This is a genomic window from Synechococcus sp. MU1617, assembly GCF_020514235.1.
Taxonomy (GTDB): domain Bacteria; phylum Cyanobacteriota; class Cyanobacteriia; order PCC-6307; family Cyanobiaceae; genus Parasynechococcus.
The window spans coordinates 24,864-46,240 of sequence record NZ_VTLB01000007.1 but is presented as its reverse complement, the minus strand read 5'-3'; the positions used below and the strand labels follow the sequence as shown (position 1 = coordinate 46,240).

The 21,377-nt window shown below is 62.2% G+C and carries 23 protein-coding genes; 11 read left to right on the top strand and 12 right to left on the bottom strand.

Translation table 11 applies throughout. The features are described 5' to 3' along the window. Positions 1 to 145 precede the first annotated feature (145 nt). The 4 genes from FZZ90_RS12330 to FZZ90_RS12315 are packed head-to-tail and all read right to left on the bottom strand — an operon-like array spanning position 146 to position 5,036. Positions 146 to 949, bottom strand: coding sequence for an inositol monophosphatase family protein (locus tag FZZ90_RS12330; protein ID WP_226426074.1), 804 nt, complete (start codon positions 947 to 949; stop codon positions 146 to 148). Then, a complete protein-coding gene (locus FZZ90_RS12325) occupies positions 943 to 2,730 on the bottom strand; it encodes a TolC family protein (RefSeq protein ID WP_226426073.1) in 1,788 nt (595 codons plus the stop codon). Before FZZ90_RS12325 ends, FZZ90_RS12330 begins: the two co-directional genes overlap by 7 nt. Before the next feature lie 25 nt (positions 2,731 to 2,755). Further along, positions 2,756 to 4,153 carry a TIGR03279 family radical SAM protein gene (locus FZZ90_RS12320; RefSeq protein ID WP_226426072.1) on the bottom strand — a complete coding sequence of 466 codons (1,398 nt, stop codon included), beginning with the start codon at positions 4,151 to 4,153 and terminating at the stop codon, positions 2,756 to 2,758. Between the two features lie 19 nt (positions 4,154 to 4,172). Further along, on the bottom strand, positions 4,173 to 5,036 hold the full coding sequence (locus FZZ90_RS12315; RefSeq protein ID WP_226426071.1) for an undecaprenyl-diphosphate phosphatase: 864 nt from the start codon (positions 5,034 to 5,036) through the stop codon (positions 4,173 to 4,175). A gap of 110 nt (positions 5,037 to 5,146) precedes the next feature. Between FZZ90_RS12315 and FZZ90_RS12310 the strand changes: the two genes are divergently transcribed. From FZZ90_RS12310 to nadB, 3 genes are all read left to right on the top strand, one after another. Then, positions 5,147 to 5,857: a DUF3120 domain-containing protein gene (locus tag FZZ90_RS12310; protein WP_226426070.1), complete on the top strand. Its 711-nt coding sequence runs from the start codon at positions 5,147 to 5,149 to the stop codon at positions 5,855 to 5,857. Between the two features lie 114 nt (positions 5,858 to 5,971). Beyond that, positions 5,972 to 6,379, top strand: coding sequence for a photosystem II complex extrinsic protein PsbU (psbU, locus tag FZZ90_RS12305; protein WP_186493929.1), 408 nt, complete (start codon positions 5,972 to 5,974; stop codon positions 6,377 to 6,379). Positions 6,380 to 6,449: 70 nt separating this feature from the next. Further along, entirely contained in the window at positions 6,450 to 8,108 is a 1,659-nt protein-coding gene (gene nadB / locus FZZ90_RS12300; protein WP_226426069.1) for an L-aspartate oxidase, read from the top strand. Positions 8,109 to 8,121: 13 nt separating this feature from the next. On the opposite strand, the gene FZZ90_RS12295 is transcribed toward nadB, so the two are convergent. Continuing rightward, positions 8,122 to 9,051: a vitamin K epoxide reductase family protein gene (locus tag FZZ90_RS12295; RefSeq protein ID WP_226426068.1), complete on the bottom strand. Its 930-nt coding sequence runs from the start codon at positions 9,049 to 9,051 to the stop codon at positions 8,122 to 8,124. Positions 9,052 to 9,136: 85 nt separating this feature from the next. Between FZZ90_RS12295 and rimO the strand changes: the two genes are divergently transcribed. Continuing rightward, positions 9,137 to 10,513, top strand: a complete 1,377-nt coding sequence (rimO, locus tag FZZ90_RS12290; RefSeq protein WP_226426067.1) for a 30S ribosomal protein S12 methylthiotransferase RimO — start codon at positions 9,137 to 9,139, stop codon at positions 10,511 to 10,513. Further along, positions 10,510 to 11,733, top strand: coding sequence for an MFS transporter (locus tag FZZ90_RS12285; protein ID WP_226426066.1), 1,224 nt, complete (start codon positions 10,510 to 10,512; stop codon positions 11,731 to 11,733). Before rimO ends, FZZ90_RS12285 begins: the two co-directional genes overlap by 4 nt. Here FZZ90_RS12285 and FZZ90_RS12280 read toward each other — a convergent pair. After that, complete coding sequence (locus FZZ90_RS12280; protein WP_011365270.1) at positions 11,726 to 11,818, bottom strand: hypothetical protein; 93 nt, start codon at positions 11,816 to 11,818, stop codon at positions 11,726 to 11,728. The genes FZZ90_RS12285 and FZZ90_RS12280 overlap by 8 nt on opposite strands. Before the next feature lie 144 nt (positions 11,819 to 11,962). Here FZZ90_RS12280 and FZZ90_RS12275 point away from each other — a divergent pair, with 144 nt between their 5' ends. Then, complete coding sequence (locus FZZ90_RS12275) at positions 11,963 to 13,537, top strand: B12-binding domain-containing radical SAM protein (protein ID WP_226426065.1); 1,575 nt, start codon at positions 11,963 to 11,965, stop codon at positions 13,535 to 13,537. Between the two features lie 3 nt (positions 13,538 to 13,540). On the opposite strand, the gene FZZ90_RS12270 is transcribed toward FZZ90_RS12275, so the two are convergent. Genes FZZ90_RS12270 through FZZ90_RS12255 form a run of 4 tightly spaced genes read right to left on the bottom strand, consistent with a single transcriptional unit; the run spans position 13,541 to position 16,816 of the window. Beyond that, positions 13,541 to 13,948 (bottom strand): DUF4346 domain-containing protein, encoded by a 408-nt coding sequence (locus FZZ90_RS12270; RefSeq protein ID WP_226426064.1) that lies wholly within the window; start codon positions 13,946 to 13,948, stop codon positions 13,541 to 13,543. Positions 13,949 to 13,957: 9 nt separating this feature from the next. Further along, on the bottom strand, positions 13,958 to 15,133 hold the full coding sequence (locus FZZ90_RS12265; RefSeq protein ID WP_226426063.1) for a GNAT family N-acetyltransferase: 1,176 nt from the start codon (positions 15,131 to 15,133) through the stop codon (positions 13,958 to 13,960). 58 nt (positions 15,134 to 15,191) lie between these two features. Continuing rightward, on the bottom strand, positions 15,192 to 15,884 hold the full coding sequence (locus tag FZZ90_RS12260; RefSeq protein WP_226426062.1) for a dihydrofolate reductase family protein: 693 nt from the start codon (positions 15,882 to 15,884) through the stop codon (positions 15,192 to 15,194). An 11-nt stretch (positions 15,885 to 15,895) separates the two neighbouring features. Then, positions 15,896 to 16,816 carry a 6-carboxytetrahydropterin synthase gene (locus FZZ90_RS12255; protein WP_226426061.1) on the bottom strand — a complete coding sequence of 307 codons (921 nt, stop codon included), beginning with the start codon at positions 16,814 to 16,816 and terminating at the stop codon, positions 15,896 to 15,898. A gap of 51 nt (positions 16,817 to 16,867) precedes the next feature. Between FZZ90_RS12255 and FZZ90_RS12250 the strand changes: the two genes are divergently transcribed. Next, a complete protein-coding gene (locus FZZ90_RS12250) occupies positions 16,868 to 17,443 on the top strand; it encodes a shikimate kinase (RefSeq protein WP_226426060.1) in 576 nt (191 codons plus the stop codon). Positions 17,444 to 17,445: 2 nt separating this feature from the next. On the opposite strand, the gene FZZ90_RS12245 is transcribed toward FZZ90_RS12250, so the two are convergent. After that, on the bottom strand, positions 17,446 to 17,709 hold the full coding sequence (locus FZZ90_RS12245) for a chlororespiratory reduction protein 7 (RefSeq protein ID WP_226426059.1): 264 nt from the start codon (positions 17,707 to 17,709) through the stop codon (positions 17,446 to 17,448). On the opposite strand from FZZ90_RS12245, the gene FZZ90_RS12240 reads away from it, so the two are divergent. Beyond that, positions 17,708 to 18,385 carry a DUF6816 family protein gene (locus FZZ90_RS12240; RefSeq protein ID WP_226426058.1) on the top strand — a complete coding sequence of 226 codons (678 nt, stop codon included), beginning with the start codon at positions 17,708 to 17,710 and terminating at the stop codon, positions 18,383 to 18,385. The genes FZZ90_RS12245 and FZZ90_RS12240 overlap by 2 nt on opposite strands. Here FZZ90_RS12240 and FZZ90_RS12235 read toward each other — a convergent pair. Next, entirely contained in the window at positions 18,351 to 19,076 is a 726-nt protein-coding gene (locus FZZ90_RS12235) for a glutathione S-transferase family protein (protein ID WP_226426076.1), read from the bottom strand. The genes FZZ90_RS12240 and FZZ90_RS12235 overlap by 35 nt on opposite strands. Positions 19,077 to 19,135: 59 nt before the next feature. Here FZZ90_RS12235 and FZZ90_RS12230 point away from each other — a divergent pair, with 59 nt between their 5' ends. The 3 genes from FZZ90_RS12230 to FZZ90_RS12220 are packed head-to-tail and all read left to right on the top strand — an operon-like array spanning position 19,136 to position 21,361. Next, positions 19,136 to 19,342: a DUF751 family protein gene (locus FZZ90_RS12230; protein ID WP_186495423.1), complete on the top strand. Its 207-nt coding sequence runs from the start codon at positions 19,136 to 19,138 to the stop codon at positions 19,340 to 19,342. Then, complete coding sequence (rbfA, locus tag FZZ90_RS12225) at positions 19,342 to 19,764, top strand: 30S ribosome-binding factor RbfA (RefSeq protein ID WP_226426057.1); 423 nt, start codon at positions 19,342 to 19,344, stop codon at positions 19,762 to 19,764. The genes FZZ90_RS12230 and rbfA overlap by 1 nt, the downstream gene beginning before the upstream one ends. Beyond that, positions 19,745 to 21,361, top strand: a complete 1,617-nt coding sequence (locus tag FZZ90_RS12220; RefSeq protein WP_226426056.1) for a glycoside hydrolase family 3 N-terminal domain-containing protein — start codon at positions 19,745 to 19,747, stop codon at positions 21,359 to 21,361. Before rbfA ends, FZZ90_RS12220 begins: the two co-directional genes overlap by 20 nt. Positions 21,362 to 21,377 lie beyond the last annotated feature (16 nt).

Below are 21,377 nucleotides of genomic sequence, written 5' to 3'. Positions count from 1 at the left end.
GGGATCGCTCCCTCTTGGTCTTGTAAGTCGCCGCAGACACATCAAGACTTTCGCCTCAAGCGCTTCGGCTTGCGCAACAGCCTCTCGGCTCCCGCGCAAGACAAAACCATAACACCACAACCTTCACACATGCAATAGCGACATTTCAGCGCTGCACCAGAGCCTCTCCCCAGGGAAGAAAACGCGCCAAATGGGCCCATGAACCGGCCGCCAACATCGGGAATCCGCGTTCAGCGACGTCTTCTCCCGGGGAGAGCTGCGCAGGATCCGCATCCAACCAGCGGATCGGACAGCCCAGTTCATCAAGCACCAACCATGCCGCCGCAAGATCCCAGATTTTGGGCGTGGCCTCCAGTGAAGCGATGGTCTGACCCATCGCAACACTCACCAAATTGAGGCTGGCAACACCCAGCAGACGAATCTTTCCTGGGAAGCGCTGATCAGGTTTGCGCTGCAGGACACGAATCGAGCGGCTGCAGAGCGAAACACAAGCACTGGTGGCCAAGGCTCGGGTCTCCGAAGTGAGCGATTGATTGTTTCGCGTGGCACCGCGTCCACGCAAAGCGACAAAGCGTTGGTCAAGCGCTGGCACATCCAGGAAAACCTCACTGGGACGACCATCGACGAAGCGCGCCACCGAAATCGCCCAGTAGGGAATGCCGGCCGCAAAGTTGGTGGTTCCATCCAGGGGATCCACCACCCAATAAGCCCGAGTCGTGGGAACTGTTTTTGATCCCTCCTCACTGAGGACACCCTCCCCAGGGGCGATGCTGGCCAACCCCTCCACCAAGGCTCCATCACTCCAGCGATCGCAGTCGGTAATTAACGAACCATCAGGCTTCACATCCGAGCTGATCCGACCAAAGTCCTGCAGCTGACGAGCACGAATGCGATCCAGCAACAGATGAACAGCGCCCAGTTGATCGTCACTGAGCACCAACGTCACCACAGAGGCTGAACAGGACTGCTATCAGTTTGAGTCACCGACGAGCCGACAGACGCGATCGATGGGCAGGCGGCCTTGAGTGGCGTTGGCTCAATCGGAATGGGTTCTTGATCAGGTTCCTGCTTGGTTCCCGACAGTGAGACTGCGTTACAGGCAATCAAGGCATCCAGGCCTGTGCGCCGCTGCAGCTGCGCCAGGCTGCTGTTGTAATCCTTGATCGCACGGGCGTATTTCAACTCTGCTTGGGTGAGATCACGCTGGTTGTTGACCACCTCTCTTTGGACGCCAACACCTGCCTGAACCCTCAGGTTCGAGAGGCGCAGTGATTCGCGTGATGAAAGAACCTCGATCGCTGTGGTGTCGATGCTCTGGATTGCCGAACGCAAGCCAAAGAAGCTTTCCTCCACTTCAAGCCGGATCCGATCACGGGTTCTTGCAAAGTTGAAGCGACTCTCTTCAGCGGCCTGTTTGGCACGCCGATAGTCAGCACGAGCGCGACCACCATCAAACAAGCGCCAGCTCGCCCTGAGCGACGTACTGTTCTGCACCCCATAGGTGAAATCACCCATATCGATGTCACTCAGCGACGTCTGACCGCTCTGTCCTTCTGAGCGGGACGCCGTGGTGGAGTTCACAAAGCGAAGAACAGGCTGAACAGCGGCCAGAGAGGCATTGGCCTGGCTGTTATTGATCGAAATATCAAGAATGAGCTGATCTAGCTCTTCGCGGTAGTTGTAGGCAGCAACGATGCTTTCCTGCAATGAAGGCTCCCAGAGCCCCAAAGGACGTGCGGGCGTTGCAGCCGTCGGTGTGACGTCCTGAGGAAGGTCAAGCGAAGCAGCGAGATTGCGGCGCCGAAGATCTTGAAGTCCAAGATTTGTCGTCAGAGTGTTGCGATCACGCGCGAGTTGGGTTTCAGCTTCCAGAACCTCTAGCTTCGTGTTCACGCCTGCATTGAAGCGCGCCCTGGCATCTCGGTAGCTGACTAATGATGCTTTGACAGAAGCCTGGCCAATGCGCACCCCTTCATCGGCTTGCTGCAGATCGAAGTAAGCCTGCTGCGCCTCCAAACGAAGATCACGAAGGGCGATCAAGTAGGCATCCCCGGCTCGCTCAAACCGATCCCGAGCTGCCGCAATTTCAGGAACCCGGGCCGGATTGATCAAATCCCAGCTCACCTGAAGGCTGACGTTGGCGCGCCACTCGCGGCCATAGCGCTCGTTGTATCCATCTCGTGTCTCAGGACGGGTTATCTCCTCACCAGTTGCGGGGTTGATCTGACCCGTGGGTTTCTGCACGACCCGATCGGGGACGAAGTCTGGATTTCGGTAGGAGTACGACTTGAAATATTCGGGGAGTCCGCTGGCCGAAAGGTCGACGGTGGGATACCACGAAGCAATGGCTGCACGCAGTGCAGATTTGGCCTGATCCACCTGACTGGCCGCAGCTTTGAGCTTCGGGCTGTTGAACTCCGCCAGCTGTACGGCTTCTTCGAGCGTGAGCGGGCGCAGCTCATGGATGCGCACCTGAGACGGCGCATCGGGGAGAGCCAGGCTTGGGGGAGCAACCAGCGGTTGGAGGGATGCAGGCAAAGCATCCATTGCTGGAGCCATCGCAGAGGGGTCTGCCTTGGGACGAGCACCCTTCAGATCAATCGCATCCGGGAGCGTTGCCTGGTCGACCAAGACCGACTCAGACTGCGCAGTCTCCTGGCTGAGCGCAGAGGGAACACCGGTGGAAACGACACCCGCAACGAGACAGATACCCGCAGTGATCCGGCGCACAGCAATCAAAAACCTTTGACGGAGCTTAGGGACTTTTTCCTACGACACCCAAAACTGAGTCCACGACGTCAGCCGCCCCATGAACGATCTGAATGGGGACCGGAAGCTGCGCGGCGAGGGCTTCCAGGGTCATGTCATCCAGGAAGACGGGCTCCCCCTGTCGCAGCATCACCGACGGGAGCAGCAGCTCATCGCCCAGCTCTTGGCCCTTGAGGCCAGTGAGCAGATCCTGTCCCGTCAACAGTCCGGTCACCACCTGCTCCTGCCCCCAATAGGGACTCGGCAACCCGATCAGATGAAACTCGACGCCATCAACAGCATTCAGCCGTTCAGCCACAGGCTGCAACGCCTGAGCCACGATTTGTCCGACCACCCAGCTGCAACGACGGGGCCCAGGGACGACGCTGGGCAAATCCTCAGTTGCAGCATCCAACGCTTCAAGGAAGGCACGGATGCTGCCCACGCCATTTTCCTGCTGCGGGAGATCCTCGTAGTTATCCCGGGGAGGCAAAGGCAATCCCGCCACCAGGTACCACTCATCGGAGAGCCAAGCAAAACGGGTGCCCAATACTTCCTGGAAGTGCTGCTGCATGGGTTCCACCTGAGCAATCACCCTGCGGGCGCAGTCCGGATCCACAGGAACCAAGCCGTCGTCCGCTGGCCTGAAGCGGGTGAGCCCCACCGGCACCACCGCCGCAGACAGCACCGCCGGCCAGGGGCCTGCCGCGAAGGCGGCGAGGTCATTCAGCGTTCTCTCCAGGGCAGGACCGTCGTTCAGCCCTGGGCAAACGACCACCTGGGCATGGATCTGCAAATCACGCTGGTCAAACCAGGCGAGCTGGTCCATCACCTGGGCAGCACGCGGATTCACCAGCAGTCGTGAGCGCAGCTCGGGATCCGTTGCATGCACCGAAACAAACAAAGGCGATAAGCGCTGCTCCTCAATCCGCTGCCAGTCGGCCTCGCCCAGGTTGGTGAGCGTCAGATAGGAGCCATAAAGAAAACTCAGCCGGTAATCGTCGTCTTTGAGATACAGGCTGTCGCGCCGCCCAGGGGGCTGCTGATCAATGAAACAGAACGGACAGTTGTTGTTGCACTGGCGCAAGCCATCAAAAAGAGCCTCGGTGAAGGCCAGCCCAAGGCCGTCATCGGCATCTTTTTCAAGCTCCACCTGATGCAGCGCACCTTTTGCATCACGCACCTCAAGGCAAAGCTCCTCCTCCACGCAGAGGTAGCGGTAATCGATCAGATCGCGTGGGCGAATGCCATTGATGCTGAGCAACTGATCGCCCGGCTCAAAACCCAGCTCCTCCCCAATCGAGCCGGACTCCACGGACGCCACGACCGCTGGCTGCGGTTGACGACCTTTGCTAGTTGGATCCAGAGCTGCAACAGCAACCCCGGCGGATGGCTCATTCCACACAAGCCGACTTCATCTGAACTCAGTGTGCGCCGTAAACGCCCCACCAGACCAGAAGCAGCAGCCCGAAGAGCAGCCGGTAGGCGACAAAGAGCCAGGTGCTGTTGCGCTGCAGGAAGTTCAGCAACCAATCGATCGCCAGCCACGACACCACTGCAGCCGAACCAATTCCGACCAGCAACGGAAGGGGACCGGTGCCAGGGCTAGCGGTCAGAGCATCCTTGAGCTCCACCAGACCCGCGATGGTGATGGCGGGAATACCCAAAAGGAAGGAAAACCGGGCTGCATCAGCACGCTGCCAACCGTCGAACAGCGCCGCGGTGAGGGTGCTCCCGGAACGCGACACCCCCGGGAGCAACGCAAGCGCCTGGGCCAGTCCCACCAGAAGGCCATCACGGCCTGAAACAACTGGAAGCTGCTTACGCCGAGCGCCGACCCGTTCAGCCAGGGCCAGCAGCAGCGCCATCACGATCGAGACGATGGCAATCGAGGGAACGCTGCGCAGGGGTGACTGTTCATAGCCCTGAGCCCAGGCGAATTTGATTCCTAAACCGATCAGCAAAATCGGCAGGGTTCCCACCACCATCGCGAACCCGAGACGCGCCTCGGGTTCACGCCACTGGCCATAGCGAAAGGCGCGGCTGATACCCCGCAGCACCTGGCTGAGATCAGTGCGGAAATAGGCGATGACGGCAACGACGCTGCCCAGCTGAATGGCGGCGGTTACAGAAACACCCGGATCGCCCCAACCCAAAAGCTCAGGAACCACCTTCAAATGAGCGGTACTGCTGATCGGCAAAAATTCAGTGAGTCCTTGCACCACCCCCAACACCAGATCACGCCAGCAGGCCTCAAGCAGGGTGAGGGATGCAGAGGGGTCCGCCATCAACGTGTGTATGTCGCTTTGACGGTATCCCCAGCAGGCGAAGCGGGCATGTCGGCCGCGTCACTTGGAGATGTCTTCTAAGGTTCCGTGACTTTCTTCACAAAGGACATTTGATCGGCGGCACCTGGCAAACCTCAGCCCCCGTTCGGTCGTGGTCCTTCCCCGTGGCCCGTATTGCCGCAGCAATGGTGGTGCTGCCGGTGTTCCTTCAAGCTCCGTGGGTGCGCCTGGATCCATTTTCGGCCACGTTGTTCACTGCAGTTCTGATTGCAGCCGGCCTCGTCTTGCATCAGAGCCGCTCCCAGACGGCATCCGACCTGGGTTCCCTACTGGTGGGTTTCAGCGGCAGCTGGCTCGCGGGTTGCATTTTCTGGGGATGGCTACGAGCCCATCCAGTTCTGCATCTACCGGTTGAAGCCTTCGCTTTGCCTGTGGCCCTGGGCGGCCTACAGGGGCGCTGGCGCCTGGCCGCGACGTTTTATCTGTCGTCCCTGGTGGGCACAGCTTGTACAGACCTGGCCATGGCGGCTGCCGGAGTGATGCAGTTCTGGCCCGCGGTGGTGACCGCCTCCCTGGATCAAGCGCCGCTGCTGCTGCATCAAGCGGGGTTGCATCTGCTCCAGCCCCTTCCTCTGGCCACCCTGCTGATTTCAGCAGTCCTTGTGCTGATGGCTGGGCGTCGCCTGAGCAAGAACAGCAGCGGTTTCGCGGGTGATGCTGGATCCATGGCCGCTGCTGTCTTAATCACCACCCTGTGGGTGGACGGCTTGTTCCTGCTTTCAGCCTTGCTGCAGCCCGGGCTCAGTGGCCTGATCGAGTGAAACGAACTGCAAAAGCTCCACCGATTCAGGAGCTTGAACGGTGCAACGACTTGTAGTCTTCCGGAGCCGGCACCGCCGGTCGACCCGTTCCGACCCCCCTGATCGAGAGTTGAGATGAAGCGGCTTCTGAGCTGGCTGACCGGCGCCCTGGTGATGGCAAGTCTGATGGCAGGCCTTGTGCTTCCCAGCAGCGTCCACGCCGAAGACGACCTTCGCGACAAGTATTCCGGCAACGTGATCCGCAACGTTGTTGACGACAAGATCGCTGAACGTGAAGGGAAGGTTGACCTGAACAATTCCTCAGTGCGGCGTTTCCAGCAGTTCCCCGGGATGTACCCGACCATGGCTGGAAAGATCGTTCTGGGTGGTCCTTACGACAGCGTCGACGACGTGCTGTCGCTTGACCTGACCGAGCGTCAGCAGGAGCTATTCGCGAAATACCGCGACAACTTCACCGTCACCCCTCCCTCCATTGCTCTGAACGAGGGCGACGACCGCATCAATGACGGCCAGTACCGCTGATTCCTAACTCCGTCACACTGGTTGTGACTGGTTAAACCGCCGGACCACCGGCGGTTTTTTTGTCCCCTTGATGGCACAGCCCCGCAGCTCTGACCCCATCCCCTCAGGTCCCTGGGACGTGGTGGTGATCGGTGCCGGGGCGGCTGGCTTGATGACCTGCCTTGATCTGCCCCATGGGCTCAAGGTGCTGCTGCTCAACCGCAACACAGGACGGCGTTCGTGCAGCCGCTGGGCCCAGGGGGGAATCGCAGCGGTGACCCGCAAAGAGGACAGCGCCGAAAGCCATGCGGAGGACACCGTTCTGGCTGGAGCAGGCCTTTGTGATGGCGATGCGGTACGGCTGTTGGTGCAGGAGGCACCCCATTGCGTGGAGCGCCTGGGGCAGCTGGGGATGGCCTTCGACCGGGATCAGGACGGCCTGGCCACCACCCTGGAAGCAGCCCACAGCCACAGACGAGTGCTGCATGTGCAAGACCGCACCGGGCGAGCCCTGGTGGATGTGCTGCGGGATCGTGTAGAGCAGAGGCCGGGGTTGCTGCACCGCCGCGGCGTTCGCGTGACGCAGCTGCTGGTGCGCGATGGGCGCTGTTGCGGCGTACAGGTGCTGGATGGGGCACATCTTCACGGAATCGAAGCCCGCGCCGTGGTGCTGGCCAGCGGCGGAGGTGGCCATCTGTTCGCCAACACCACAAACCCTGCCCAGGCCTGCGGCGAAGGCATCGCCCTCGCCTGGCAGGCGGGCGCAGCCGTGGAAGATCTGGAATTCGTCCAGTTCCATCCAACGGCCATCCGCCTGGATGACGCCCCCTGCTTTCTGATCTCCGAAGCCGTTCGTGGCGAGGGCGGGGTGCTGGTGGATGCACTCGGGGGCAGCCCTGTGGCCCATCTGCCCCAACGCGACCTCTCACCGCGGGACCAGGTGAGCCGAGCCTTGATGCAGGCCATGCAGCGGCAGCAGGTAAAACAGATGTGGCTCGACTTCGCCGCCATCCCACGCGACCAGGCGGAGCGACGCTTTCCAACAATCCTGGACCGCTGCGACGAACTCGGACTGAATCCGTTGGAACGGCCGATCCCCGTGGCCCCAGCCGCCCACTACTGGATGGGAGGGGTGGCCACAGACCTGCAGGCCGCAACCACGCTGCCCGGGCTCTATGCCGTGGGCGAAGTGGCCTGTACTGGCCTGCATGGCGCCAACCGACTCGCCAGCAACTCCCTGATGGAGTGCCTGGTGTTCGCCCATCGCCTCAAAGAGATCGAGCTCGGGCCGATCCCAACGGCCCGAGCCCAAGGCACATCGCAAAAGCTCGCTTTGGACCTTGACGGCGGCAGCAGCTCGCACTTGATCGACGCCATCGAGCAGCTTCGACAGCTCTGCTGGCAACGGGCGGGGGTGGAACGATCCGCCGTTGGACTGCGCCAGGCCATCGGCAAAGTGAAGACCGACGAACAGAACCTGGAGCAGCAGGCACTGCTGCGAGCCCTCCTGCAGGAGGATCCCTGTGCCCCCAGGCTTTTAGCTGAAAGCAGCCGACGCGATCTGAACCTATTGCTGGATCTCCACCACAGGTTGCTGACCAGCCGTCTGATGCTGGAGGCCTGCATGTTTCGCGAAGAAAGCCGAGGAGGCCACTACCGCAGTGATGCTCCCGCCCCGCTGCCGCAATGGATGCAGCATTCCCGGCAGCAACGGCAGCGGGGCATCGTTACCCGTGCCGTCCGGGACTAAGAGCCTCCCTGATTCAGAAGTCGGTGTCGCCCTTGTAGCCGCTGAGTTCCGCCAGGGCGTCGAGCCCTTTCACCCCGGAATCAATGCTGCCGTTGATCTCCCAGCTGGGGAAACCCTCCAATCCTTTGCTGCGGCAAAGGTCGGCCTGGTTGTTCTCACCATCCGGCGCACACTCCACCACCTTCAGCTGATCGGAGGCCTCCTTGCCGAACAATTCCTTCTGTTCATGGCAGTGGGGGCACCAGTAGGCGGAGTACATCACTGCGCCGCTGCTGGTGAGGTGCTCAGCCAAGGCAATCGAAGCTGGCGTGCTCTCGGTGGTGACAACAGGTGAGACGCCGGATCCGGTGGCCACGGTCTCGGGCCGATTCGGATCCACCACTGACGCCCAGATCAAGCCCCCCAACAGCACCGCCAGGGCCAGAAGAACGCCGCGAAACAGCAGCTGCCCCAAGTCGTCCCAACCGCCACCAACGATGGAAAGTACGAACAGGGCCAGGGAAAGCCCAGCGGAGAGAACGCAGAAGAAACAGAAGGCCTGAATCTTGAGCAACATCACCCCCAGCAGCACACCGCTGAAGACAGCCATGGCCAGGGAAACCGTGAACAAGCCCCACCAGGTGCGGCGTGACAGGTCGCTCTTGTTTTCCTGCAAGCCTGGCAACAAGGGCAGCAACGCCATCAGCAGCACGGCGCCGTAGGCCAGCACCCCCACCATCGACAACGGAATCCCGGCGAAGACCGTCCCCCAGGCGCTGTTGAGCACCTTGTCGCAACCGTCGGCACCCATCGGACAGGTGAGATTGCCGAGCAAACCCCATCGCTTCAGGGTGATCGAACCGGTGTCGATCAGCCCCGCGGTGGCCAGCACCGCCATGGCGATGCGAGCCCATTTGGCGCCGGAATCCTGGCGGCGACGGCTAACGAGACGGGTGGTGCCCATCCTTGATCTTCAAGTGATCGGATTCTGTCAGTTCTGGAGTAATCAGGCCGCTTCGTAGGCTGATCTTTGGCCTGCCGGCGACGTGATGACAAGCACCCCGACGAAACCGACGGTCGCCTTCGCCCACCTGGGCTGCGAGAAGAATCGAGTGGACACCGAACACATGGTGGGGCTGCTGGCGGAAGCGGGCTACGGCGTCAGCACCGATGAGAGCAATGCCGCCGTAGTGGTCGTGAACACCTGCAGCTTCATCCAGGACGCCCGCGAGGAATCGGTGCGCACCCTTGTGGGACTAGCGGAACAAGGAAAGGAACTGATCATTGCGGGATGCCTGGCCCAGCATTTCCAGGAGGAGTTGCTGGAGTCGATCCCCGAGGCCAAAGCGATCGTGGGCACCGGCGATTACCAGCACATCGTGGATGTGCTGCAGCGGGTGGAAGCGGGCGAGCGGGTGAACCAGGTCAGCGCCGTTCCCACCTTTGTGGGTGACGAACACCTGCCGCGCCAGCGCACCACCGACCAAGCAGTGGCCTTCCTCAAGGTGGCTGAAGGCTGCGACTACCGCTGCGCCTTCTGCATCATTCCGAAGCTGCGGGGAGATCAGCGCAGCCGACCGATCGAATCAATCGTGGCCGAAGCCCACCAACTGGCGGAACAGGGAGTGCAGGAGCTGATCCTGATCAGCCAGATCACCACCAACTACGGCCTTGACCTCTACGGCAAACCCAAGCTGGCGGAACTGCTGCGGGCCCTGGGCGAAGTGGAAATCCCTTGGATCCGGGTGCACTACGCCTACCCCACCGGGCTGACCCCAGATGTGCTGGCGGCATACCGGGAGGTGCCCAATGTGGTGCCTTATCTGGATCTGCCGTTGCAGCACAGCCATCCGGAAGTGCTGCGGGCGATGAACCGCCCCTGGCAGGCGGATGTGAACGACCGCCTGCTGGATCAGATCCGCGACCAACTGCCCGACGCGGTGCTGCGCACCACGCTGATCGTGGGGTTCCCCGGCGAAACCGAGGAGCACTTCCAGCACCTGATGGGCTTCCTCGAGCGCCAGCGCTTTGATCACGTGGGTGTGTTCACCTTCTCGCCGGAGGACGGCACGGCAGCTGCCGACCTGCCCGATCGCGTCGATCCCGAGGTAGCTCAGGCCCGCAAGGATGCCCTGATGGCTCTACAACAACCCATTTCGGCGGAACGGAACAGCCGCTGGGTAGGGCGCACTGTTGACGTGCTGATCGAACAGCACAACCCGCAAACCGGCGAGATGATCGGTCGCTGCGCCCGCTTTGCACCCGAAGTGGACGGTGAAGTGCGAGTGCAACCCGGCGACGATGGTCAGCAGGCCGCGCCGGGCAGCCTGGTGCCGGTGGAGATCACCGGGGCCGACATCTACGACCTCGGCGGGCGGATTGTTGGTGCCCGCGCGATGGTGGCCGCAGCGAGACGCCAGGGTTGATCCTCCTCCAACTGCGGGCCGAACAGCAACGCCAGCTTTTTCTGATCGCCTCCGGCATGAGCACGGCGGGTTCTTTCGCCGGCATCACCGCCAAGGGCTGGATTCTGATGAAAGGGGGCGTGGATCCCTTCGTGCTGGCCTTGAACTTCGCAGCGCTATCGCTGCCCACACTGCTGGTGAGTGGTCCAGCGGGGGTGCGCACCGACCGCGTTGGCTGTGAACAGGTGCTGGTTCAGGCGCAATGGGCACTGCTGGCCGCTTCTGGCCTGGGGGCCCTGGCGATCCCCCTGCTGGAAGGCACAGCCCAGGTGCTGCTGCTGCTGTTCAGCACGCTGCTGGTGGGAATCGCCGGCGCCTACGAGCTGACGGCCCGCAACAAGTACTGCTCAATTTTGGTGGAACGCCCTGACCAACTGGCGGGCTACCTCACCAGCTTTTCGGTGGTGTTCAACGTGGGCAAGCTGGTGGGTCCCCCGATCGGCGGGTTGTTGCTGGCGGCCACTGGCCCGGCCTGGGCCCTGGGCATTGATGCTGCCAGCTATTTGCTGCCAATCGCCAGTGTGATGTTCTTGCTCAACCCGAATCGGGAACGGGAAGTGCGCAGCAGGGGCGGCCAAGACGCCAGCCTGCTCAATGCCTGGCGCCACTGCGGCAGCACCCTGCAGGGGGTGCTCAGCTTCACCGCGGTGCTGTGTCTGATCGGGTTCTATCACCCGGGACTGGCCCCATTGATTGCCTTCGATCAACTGGGGCCCAAGCCCACGGATCTGGGGCTGTTCACCAGCGTGCTGGCGGGCGGAAGCATCGTGGGCGGCCTGGTGCTGCAACGCAACAGCCAGCGTTTCTGCCGGCGCCCTTTCCTCACCCTCGGGGGCTTTGGCTTGATTACCGCGGTGGCCCAGCTGGGAATGGCCCGGACGCCAGGGCCTGTCTTCAGCCTGGCCATGGCCTTTCTGATCGGCGCCGGCACAGCCGGACTGCTGAGCAGCTGCAACTTGATCAGTCAGATCGGCTCACCGCAGGTGATGCGCGGTCGCATGGCTGGGCTCAGCCAGATCGCCTTCCTGGGCGGAGGCGGACTGAGTGGATTGATCGTTGCCCTGATGGTGATGTGCAGCAGCCTCTCCACGGCTTTCGCAATCACCGGTGGCCTCAGCGCTGCTGTGGCTGTGCTCTGGATGCGAAAACGAGGTACGAAGACGTTGGAACCGCTCAGATGAGCTTGATTCCCTTGAGCAGCTTGGTGAGCACAAAAGCCGTCACCAGACCGGAACCAACCAGGCCGAGATAGATGCCGACGCCCATGTGCAAGTACGGAGGTGACCACCATTAGATCACCCACTGGCCTGGGTTCAGGCCATTGCGCTTAGGGTTTGTGAACAGCTGATACCTATTGAGAGGTATCCCTAGCCGGGCCAACCGGACGACAATCCACCAACGCCCGAGGTCATGCGCACTCTTTTTGTTTACCCAGAGTTCCCGAAGACTTTCTGGAGTTACGAGAAAATTCTCGAGTTGGTCAACCGGAAGGTGCTTCTGCCTCCTCTGGGGATGGTGACCGTGGCAGCACTTCTTCCCCAGGAGTGGGAGATGAAGTTGGTGGACCGAAACGTGCGGGAGGTGACGGAGGAGGAGTGGAACTGGGCCGAGCTCGTGATCATCTCAGGGATGATCGTCCAGAAGGACGACATGGCCGTTCAGATCGGAAAGGCCAAACAGCGAGGTCTTCCTGTGGCCATCGGTGGCCCCTACGCCAGTTCCACACCGGATGCGCCGGAACTGGATCTGGCGGATTTCAAGATCCTTGATGAGGGAGAAATCACCCTGCCGATGTTCCTGGACGCCCTTGAACGGGGCGAGACAAGTGGCCGTTTCACCTCCAATGGCGACAAGCCAGATGTGACCTCCACGCCGATTCCCCGCTTCGACCTGCTGCAGCTCGAGGCCTACGACTCAATGAGCGTTCAGTTCTCGCGGGGCTGCCCCTTCAACTGTGAGTTCTGCGACATCATCGTTCTCTACGGCCGCAAACCACGCACCAAGACCCCTGAGCAGCTGGTGGCTGAGCTGCAGTACCTCTACGACTTGGGCTGGCGGCGCTCGATCTTCCTGGTGGACGACAACTTCATCGGCAACAAGCGCAACGCCAAGCTGCTACTGCCGCAGATCCGCACTTGGCAAGAGGAACGGCAATTCCCGTTCAGCTTCGCTACCGAAGCTTCGGTGGATCTGGCCGACGACGAAGAGATGATGCGGATGATGCACGACGCCCGCTTTGAAAGCGTCTTCCTGGGCATCGAAACTCCGGACGAAGCCAGCCTCGAAACGGCCCGCAAGGTGCAGAACACGCGCAACCCACTCGATGCCGCCGTGGATCGGATCACCGCCAACGGCATCCGCGTGATGGCGGGTTTCATCATCGGTTTCGACGGCGAGAAGGATGGCGCAGGTCGCCGGATCGTGGACTTCGTAACCCGCACCGGCATCCCCGCCGCGATGATGGGCATGCTTCAGGCTCTGCCCAAGACAGCTCTCTGGGCACGACTGGAGCGGGAAGGTCGCCTGATTCAGGGGGAAGACGCCGCCAAGGGGGTGAATCAGACCAACCTGCTCAACTTCGAACCCACCCGCCCCATTCGGGACATCGCCAACGAGTACGTGGAAGCGTTCTGCGCGCTCTACGAACCCAACGCCTACATGGATCGGGTCTACAGCTACTACCTCAAGATGGGCGCGCCCCGCTGGAAAACTGCCGCCAAGCTGCCGACCTGGATTGACATCAAGGCTTTGAGCACAGTTGTCTGGCGCCAGGGAATCAAACGCAACACCCGCAGCCGCTTCTGGAAGTACATGTTTGGCATGGCCCGCCATAACCCCGCCCTGCTAGAGCAGTTCTTGGTGGTGTTAGCTCACAACGAGCACTTCCTCGAGTACCGCTCGATCGTTCAGCAGGAAATCCGCGAACAACTGGAATCGCTTCCACCGGAGGAACCCACGGCAGCAAAAGAACTGCAGCCAGCCTGATCGTTAGTCCTGGACGTAGACCGTGCCGTCGCGCAGGCACTGCTCGGCCTTCTGCAACTCCCTCCCCAGATAGAGGGCATGGTCGAGACGACTGACCGGGTGTGGGTCTTCACCTTCCGTGAGCTGAATGCCCAGCTGTTTGGCTGTATTGCCGCGATAGACAGCTGAGGGACGGCGAGGAGCATTGCCGCCGTCGCAGCGCAACACCTCACCGGTTTCCGAATCCCTGGCCAACCCCTTGTCATCGATGGTGTTGCCGTAATGCTCCAGCACCAGTTGGGCGGCTTCACGATCCAGCTTGATCAAGAAATAGCCACTGGGATCCAGAGCGATGAACCGCTGGGACAGTCGCTGATCCAGAGCATCCATCGCCGCAGCGGTGGAGGCCGGTGCTTCCGGGGTGGTGGTCATGCCTTCAACCTACAAAGCCAAGGCCGGAGGTTCAGCTTTGAAGGGCAGCTCTGCATTAATGGCCTCGATCTCCTCCAGCATCAAGCCATTCACCTTGGGCAACCAGGTGCGAATCAATTGATCCATCTGGGGCTGATACCAACGGTGCAGGCTGGCGTGGGGACGTGCGACAAAGCCTCTCCGGCGCTTGTGGCTGCCGCCAGCTCCAGGGTCAAAGCTGACGATGCCATTAGCCAGGGCCCATTCGATCGGAGCGTAGTAACAGACTTCGAAGTGAAGACAATCAACCTCCTCATGGCTGCCCCAGTAGCGGCCCCAGAGCTGACGACCGTCCTGCACGCACATCGACATCGCCACCGGATCGCGCGGGTCACCGCGATGGGCTGAAAAGAGCACCAACTGATCGCGATGCAGCCGTGCCAACGCTTCAAAAAAACCCTCCTCCAGGTACTTGCTGCCCCACGGTCCCCAGCGAGCACAGTGCTGCTCATAGAAGCGATGCATGGTCTGCAACAGCGCTAGGTCCAGCTGGTCGCCGCTGAGGGGTGTCACGGTGATCCCAGCCTTGGCTACAGCCTTGCGTTCCCGCTTGATGTTGCGGCGCTGGTTGGCATTGAAGCCCTTGAGGTAATCCTCAAAACTCTTGTCGTCGCCGCGATTCCACAGGCTTTGCTGATTCAGCCAGGCGGCACAGCCGGCGGCCTCCGCCAGGGGCCGCCACTGCGGATCCACATAGAGAAAATTGCAGCTGAGGATGCCGTTGTGTTCGCAGAAGCGATCGATCGCCCGCAGCAACTCCCGGGTGAGCAGAGCCTCGTCTTCTCCAGATCGCACATGGAAGCGGTAGCCCAGCACGGGGCTGACCGGACTCATGCCCAGGAGCTTGGGGTAGTAGCGCAGCCCCAGATCCGCCGCCAGACGGGCAAAGGTCTGGTCGAACACAAATTCGCCATAGCTGTGGCCCTTGAGGAACAGCGGAGCCACCGCAATCGGCGTGTCATCGCGCCAGAGGGCCAGATGCAGTGGCTGCCAGCCCTGCTTGGGGATGGTGCTGCCTGAGCTTTCCAAAGCCTCCAGCCAGCTCCATCGGTAAAAAGGGATCGCGTCAGCTCCCACCAGGCTGTTCCACTGCTGCTCTGGGATCTCGTTAATGGAGCGATGCCAGCGGGCCGTGAGTGACGTCATTGCGACGGTGCCTTTGGCCTTTGTGGGATGACCTTAACCAGAGAGCTGCATGGGCTGATCAGGGCGGCAAGGGTGTTTCCGAGCGGATCCGTTGGTAGCGAACAAGCCACTCCCCATCCCCGAGATCCTCAGCGCCATCGGACTGCCAAGCACCCGGTTGCATCAAGGCAGCTGGCAAGCGCGCATCGGTGCAAGGCAGCCAACTGAAGCGGCCGCCCAGGAGCTGGGGCACCAAGGTGAGCTGAAGCGCATCGACGCAATCGGCTTGCAACAGATCGGCGCTGAGTTGGGCGCCACCCAGGAGCACCAGACGCTGAAGCCCAGCTGCTCGAAGCGCATTGAGCCGCTCCGGCCAGGTTGGTGCCAAAGGCAACCAACGATCAAAGCCTTGATCCACAGGCTCAGGAGCCAGCAGCCAACGTTGAAGCGGTTGATCAAAGAAACGCCAGGTGCTCGAGAAGTCGGGGGATCGGCTCACCACGACAGCAGCCGGCTGCTCCGCCCGCCCCTCAAGGCGGCGTTGCTCAAGCAGCTGAGGGTCACGGATCAAACAGGTGCACTGATGGGCCCGCAGTGTTCCGGCACCGATCAGGCAGGCATCCCCCCAGGCGAGCGCCTGCTCCAGAGCGCGACGGTCACCCTCCCCTCCCAGCTGGGCGGCACCCCCGTCTGGCGGAGCCAAACGGCCATCGAGGCTGATGGCCAGCACCAGCCGAACGAAGGGGCGTGAAGAGGTGGGGCGTTGTGGCATCAAGCCGTCGATCAGACGGCAGCCACGGCATCGAGAGCAGCCGGAGACATCTCCAGTTGCGGTGTTTCGGCGTAGACCTCGGCCGCATTGTTTGGGCTCTCCTGCAGCCGCACTTTGTGGAGGCTGGCGCCGATGGCCTTGATCGGGCTGGAGAGACGATCAGCGACGTGAAGGGCAATGTTCTCTGCCGTGGGAACACACTCCTCAAAGAAGGGCACGTCTTTATTGAGAAAGGTGTGATCGAAGGGCTCGACTACCAGATCATCCACGAGGCGCTGCAACGCGGAGAGGTCGCAGACCATACCGGTGCGGGGATCGATCTCACCGCGCACGGTCACATCCACTAAATAGTTGTGGCCATGGCCGTGGGGACGGGCGCACTTGCCGTAGATCGCTTCGTTCTCCTCCTGGCTGAGCTCCGGGCGGGCCAGTCGGTGAGCGGCGGCGAAGTGGGTGCGGATGGTGAGGAATGCGTCCATGGGATGTCCGAGATAGTCGGACCAAAGGCCCGGTTGTTCGTAGAGGCGCAACGCCGTGATCGGCAGATGAGGGCTGAGGCGTTGCCAAATCACCCGCACCAGGGCCTCGGTGGTGGGGAGGCAACCTGCAGGGGTGGAAACGTCAAATTCCGGCCAGGCCTCATTGAGGAAGCGGAAATCGAGCTGGCCCGTCACCTCATTGCGGATGGCGTGCTTCACCTCCGAAAGGTTGAGCACCATGCCGTCAGCGTCCAGGCCGCCAGCCATGGAAACAATCAACTCGTAGTTGTGGCCATGGCCAGGAGCCAGAGCGCAGGGCCCGAAACGGGCGGCATTGTCATCGGCCGACAGCTCGGGCAGCCAATAGCGATGGCTGGCACTGAAGCAGGCCCTCCTGGTGATGACACAACCACGACCTTGGCCGTGCCGTGCTGGTGACTTCGTTTCAGTCATGTGACGTTCCGGCCGCGAGGCATCCTAATGAGCTAATGCCGTTTCCGAGCCATGGCGGATTCCACCCTCACCCTCAAGCAGCGTCTTGCCGGGCGCAGCCTTTATCTGGTGGGAATGATGGGCAGCGGTAAGACGAGCACTGGCCGCCCCCTGGCCGAACGCCTGGGCTACGGCTTTGTGGATGCCGATGCCGTGATCGAACAGGCGGCGGGCTGCGGCATTCCAGAGATCTTTGATCGGGATGGCGAAGCAGGCTTCCGCAGCCTGGAAAGCCAGGTGCTCAGTGCCATCAGTCAGCGCCACTCCCTGGTGGTGGCCACCGGCGGCGGTGTGGTGACCCAGCCGGAGAACTGGGGATTGCTGCACAGCGGCATCGTGATTTGGCTCGATGTGGTTCCCGATCAGTTGCTGCAACGGCTGAACGCCGACAGCACGGAGCGCCCTCTACTGCAGACCGCTGATCCTGAGGCGGCTCTCAACGCGCTGTTGAACGAGCGCCGTCCCCTCTATGCCGAAGCCGATCTAACGGTGGTGATCAACGAGGAAACTCCAGAGACCGTGGCTGACGGGATTCTGCAACTGCTGCCAAGCCTGCTGAAGGATCCGACCCAACGCCGAACCGACTGAACTCATGCAGTTGGCGGCTCCAACCGCACCGCAAACCACTGCACAGTCAACCCGGGGCTGATCTCCAAATCACAGGCCGTATCGATCAAACGCTGCGCCGCAGATTCCACATCGGGTTGATCCGCCAGATCGGCCGGCAACTGATCAAGGCTGCGCAACCAACCGCTCAGCCATGTCAACGTGTCGGCAGCGCTCAGCAGCTGCTCCGGCTTGCCGGGCTCCAGCACCACAAAGTCATCAAGGGCACGGATCAGAGGATCAGACATGGAACGGCGGTTATGGATGCTGCTGATCGGCCTCACCATCCTGCTCAGTGGCGGGCCCGCCTGGGCTCAGGGAAGCCTTGAACAGAGGTTGAACAGTTGGCCCGACTGGAGCCTGCCGGCACCATTGCCGCGGCCATCGAATCGAGACGACCTGATCTATCCCGACTGGTTTACTGGGTTGTGGCAGGTGGAGAGCGTTGATCTCGATGCCCCAGACGATCCACCGCTGCTGCATCAAGCACGGTTCCAAGCCGACCGGCGCGGTCGACTGATCGGCGATCGCAGCTTCAATGCCATGGCCATCGGTCGTGCCCTGCTCGGGGAGCAGCTGCTGGGGGTCGAAGAAGACCCCGACTCCGCCAACCGCCAAGTCGCGCGACTCAAAGGCGATATCTATCTCGAAACCACGGTGACGGGCCGCCGCCAGGAGAGCACGAGCGCCAACACCTTCCTGGCCGATGAATTGGTGCTGCAGATCCTGCATGCCCCCGGCCCGCCGCGGCTGAGCCGGATCGAAACCCTGAGCCGATACAAACGCTGCGGCGAGGACATCTGCGCCGAACAATGGCAAGGACGCTATGCCTCACCTGGTGAGAGTCTCCGGGATCAGGCCATCGCCCAGCACCACTACCAATTGCGCTTCACACCTCTTCCAGGGTCCGCTCCATCAATTTGAGTTCAATCTGGTCCCGCCATTGGAACAGCGGCTGCAGCTTGGGGTGATCGCTCAGCCCAGGTACCCCCCTGCCTGCCAGGGCTGAGCCTGCAGAGGAGGGGAAGCGAAGCAGCGACAACTGAGCGGCGACGGCGATATCGGCCAAGGTCATGCTGTCGCCCACCAACCAGGGGCTGGCCTGCACAGATGTGGCGAGCTGCTCCAGGCTGGCCAGCAGCTCGGTGCGCTCCTTCTGGTTGACCAGTTCGGTGATGTTGCTGACCCAACCGCCGGGGATCACACCCATCACCGAACGCACGGGGTCGGGCAGATCGTCAGGCAGCAGAGCAACCCGCAGCTCGGGATCGAGCGCCGCGGCCTGCACCAGAGAGGAGCGGCCCGCCATCGCCAGCGTGGTGTCGGCCCAGTCCTCCAGCAGATGCACCTGGGCGGCCTGGCGCGGATCGAGAGGAATCAGGGCAGGGTCCGGCTCCCGCTGATCCAGATGCAGCGCAATGGCGCTGGAGTCGGCAATCACCTGATCGCCATCAACCAACACGGGAACCTGCCGTTGGCCGGACAGCCGGAACACGGCCACCTGGCCGACGCCGGGGGTCACCTCCACGGTGCGGAAACTCAGCCCCTTGGCCTGCAACACCATCCGCACCTTGAGACAAAACGCGGAATGGCGGAATTGATGCAGCTCCAACATGTCCAAAACAGCCATGGGCCCGGCAGAGTAGCCAGCAGATTTGCGAGTACGCCGGAACCATGCGGGAGTTTTTCCTCAACGTCTCCCGTTACCCCCGTTATCTGGTGGCCTTCACCCTCGGGGTGATGAACTCCGTCGCCGAACCCCTGGCCGCACGCCGGAGCAATCCCGTCACGGCCGTGGCCTTGATCGGCGCCTTGATCAGCGGTGGAATCAGCCTCACCTTGGTGCTGCGTGCCATGGTGAATTCAGCACCGATGGCGTGATGGCACAGGGGCGTCGAGTGGAGCGGGTGGCCGCCCTGATCCGCAAAGAAGTCAGCGAACTGATGATCAACGGCATCCGGGATGAACGGGTGCACCAGGGCATGGTGAGCATCACCGAAGTGGAGGTGTCCGGCGATCTGCAGCACTGCAAGATCTTCGTGAGCGTGTTTGGGGAAGCTCAGGAGCGCGACCAGGTACTCGAGGGGCTTCAGGCCGCCAGCGGCTACCTGCGGGGAGAACTGGGGCGGCGGCTGCAGATGCGCCGCGCCCCCGAAGTGGTGTTCCAGCTGGACCGTGGCCTGGAACGCGGCACCTCCGTGCTGGGACTGCTGAATCGCCTCGAGGACGAACGGCAGCAGCGAGGCGAGATTCCAGCGAGCAGCGATGAAGAGATCGGCAGCGATGAACAGCCGGCCGGCTGACAATCTCATGAATGACAGCCTGCGGCGCCGGGTGGCAGAACTGCTGGTGCTGCGGGCCAGTGGCCATCAAAGCGACCAGCAGCGCCGCTACCCGCAGTGGGAGCTGCCGAACAGCGAACTGCAACGTCTGCTGCAGGAGGGTGTGGGCGGCGTGATCCTGCTGGGGGGCAGCGCCGTGGAACTGCAGCAACGCACCCAGCAACTGCAGGGCTGGAGTGACCAGCGATTGCTGTTCTGCGCCGACGTTGAAGAGGGCGTGGGCCAGCGCTTCGAAGGAGCCAGCTGGCTGGTGCCGCCTCTGGCCCTTGGTCGTCTCCACCAGCGGGACCCCGAGTTGGCCTTGAATTTGAGTGAGCGCTATGGCCGCTGCACCGGCGAACAGGCCCGTCGCTGTGGCCTGAACTGGGTGCTGGGCCCGGTTTGCGACGTCAACAACAACCCCGCCAACCCGGTGATCAACGTGCGGGCCTGGGGTGAAGATCCCAGCAGTGCTAGCGCCCTGACAGTGGCCTTCCTGGGGGGACTGAAGCAAGCGGGTGTTCTCGGATGCGCCAAGCACTTTCCCGGCCACGGCGACACCACCAGCGACTCCCATCTGGACCTACCGGTGCTGCCCCACAGCCGCGAGCGGCTGGATCAGATCGAACTGCCGCCTTTTCGTGCCGCCATTGCCGCAGGTGTGGACAGCGTGATGACGGCCCATCTGGTGCTGCCGGAACTGGATCCGCAGCAACCGGCCACCCTCTCCAAAACCGTGCTCACCGATCTGCTGCGGCGCCAGATGGGGTTCAACGGGCTGGTGGTGACCGATGCCCTGGTGATGGAAGCGATCAGCGCACGGCACGGAGCCGCCGAAGCAGCTGTGCTGGCCTTTGAAGCCGGGGCCGACCTGATTCTGATGCCGGCGGATGCGGATGCCGCCATCGATGGTCTCTGCGACGGTTTCAGCAGCGGACGGCTGTCCCTCGCGAGGTTGGACGAGAGCCTGCAGCGCCGGGCTCATGCGCTGGCATCGATCCCAACCAGCACACCTTCAGGTCCGATCGTTACCGCAGCCGAGCAAGCCCTTGAGGCTGAGCTGGTGCGTCACAGCATCACGGTCAGCGGTACAGCGGTTCACCCGGAAGCAGGAATCAACCTGGTGCGCGTGGATGCAATGGTGCCCAGCGCAGCCGCCCTCAGCGGCTGGTCACCGGCCCTGCGCATCCCTGAAGCCGAGGGATTTCGCTCGGTGGTGCTGCATGGCGAGGGCCTGTCGCCCTGGAGCGGCCAGCCGGAGGCCCCCCTGGCGCTGGACCGCCTCGGCGATGGAGCGGTGCTGCTGCAGCTGTTTCTGCGGGGCAACCCCTTCCGCGCCGGGCGAGATGCCCAAGAACCCTGGGCCGCAGCGATCCAACAACTGATCGCCCTCAACCGCCTGGCGGGAGTGGTGATCTACGGCAGCCCTTACCTCTGGGACAGCCTGCAGCCGCTTCTGCCCAGGGGCTGCCCTGCCGCCTATTCCGCCGGCCAGATGCAGGAAGCCCAACGCCAGGTACTCACCGCGCTGTGCCCCACAACTACGCCAACTGGCAACAGCGGTGCATTCACCGACTGACCACCGCCAACCAACC

Coding starts and splice junctions, on each gene's coding strand:
- FZZ90_RS12315 (WP_226426071.1), bottom strand. CDS start 5,036: ATGGCGGACCCCTCTGCATCCCTCACCCTGCTTGAGGCCTGCTGGCGT.
- psbU (WP_186493929.1), top strand. CDS start 5,972: ATGAAGCGGCTTCTGAGCTGGCTGACCGGCGCCCTGGTGATGGCAAGT.
- nadB (WP_226426069.1), top strand. CDS start 6,450: ATGGCACAGCCCCGCAGCTCTGACCCCATCCCCTCAGGTCCCTGGGAC.
- FZZ90_RS12295 (WP_226426068.1), bottom strand. CDS start 9,051: ATGGGCACCACCCGTCTCGTTAGCCGTCGCCGCCAGGATTCCGGCGCC.
- rimO (WP_226426067.1), top strand. CDS start 9,137: ATGACAAGCACCCCGACGAAACCGACGGTCGCCTTCGCCCACCTGGGC.
- FZZ90_RS12280 (WP_011365270.1), bottom strand. CDS start 11,818: ATGGGCGTCGGCATCTATCTCGGCCTGGTTGGTTCCGGTCTGGTGACG.
- FZZ90_RS12275 (WP_226426065.1), top strand. CDS start 11,963: ATGCGCACTCTTTTTGTTTACCCAGAGTTCCCGAAGACTTTCTGGAGT.
- FZZ90_RS12270 (WP_226426064.1), bottom strand. CDS start 13,948: ATGACCACCACCCCGGAAGCACCGGCCTCCACCGCTGCGGCGATGGAT.
- FZZ90_RS12265 (WP_226426063.1), bottom strand. CDS start 15,133: ATGACGTCACTCACGGCCCGCTGGCATCGCTCCATTAACGAGATCCCA.
- FZZ90_RS12260 (WP_226426062.1), bottom strand. CDS start 15,884: ATGCCACAACGCCCCACCTCTTCACGCCCCTTCGTTCGGCTGGTGCTG.
- FZZ90_RS12255 (WP_226426061.1), bottom strand. CDS start 16,816: ATGACTGAAACGAAGTCACCAGCACGGCACGGCCAAGGTCGTGGTTGT.
- FZZ90_RS12250 (WP_226426060.1), top strand. CDS start 16,868: ATGGCGGATTCCACCCTCACCCTCAAGCAGCGTCTTGCCGGGCGCAGC.
- FZZ90_RS12240 (WP_226426058.1), top strand. CDS start 17,708: ATGGAACGGCGGTTATGGATGCTGCTGATCGGCCTCACCATCCTGCTC.
- FZZ90_RS12245 (WP_226426059.1), bottom strand. CDS start 17,709: ATGTCTGATCCTCTGATCCGTGCCCTTGATGACTTTGTGGTGCTGGAG.
- FZZ90_RS12235 (WP_226426076.1), bottom strand. CDS start 19,076: ATGTTGGAGCTGCATCAATTCCGCCATTCCGCGTTTTGTCTCAAGGTG.
- FZZ90_RS12230 (WP_186495423.1), top strand. CDS start 19,136: ATGCGGGAGTTTTTCCTCAACGTCTCCCGTTACCCCCGTTATCTGGTG.
- rbfA (WP_226426057.1), top strand. CDS start 19,342: ATGGCACAGGGGCGTCGAGTGGAGCGGGTGGCCGCCCTGATCCGCAAA.
- FZZ90_RS12220 (WP_226426056.1), top strand. CDS start 19,745: ATGAACAGCCGGCCGGCTGACAATCTCATGAATGACAGCCTGCGGCGC.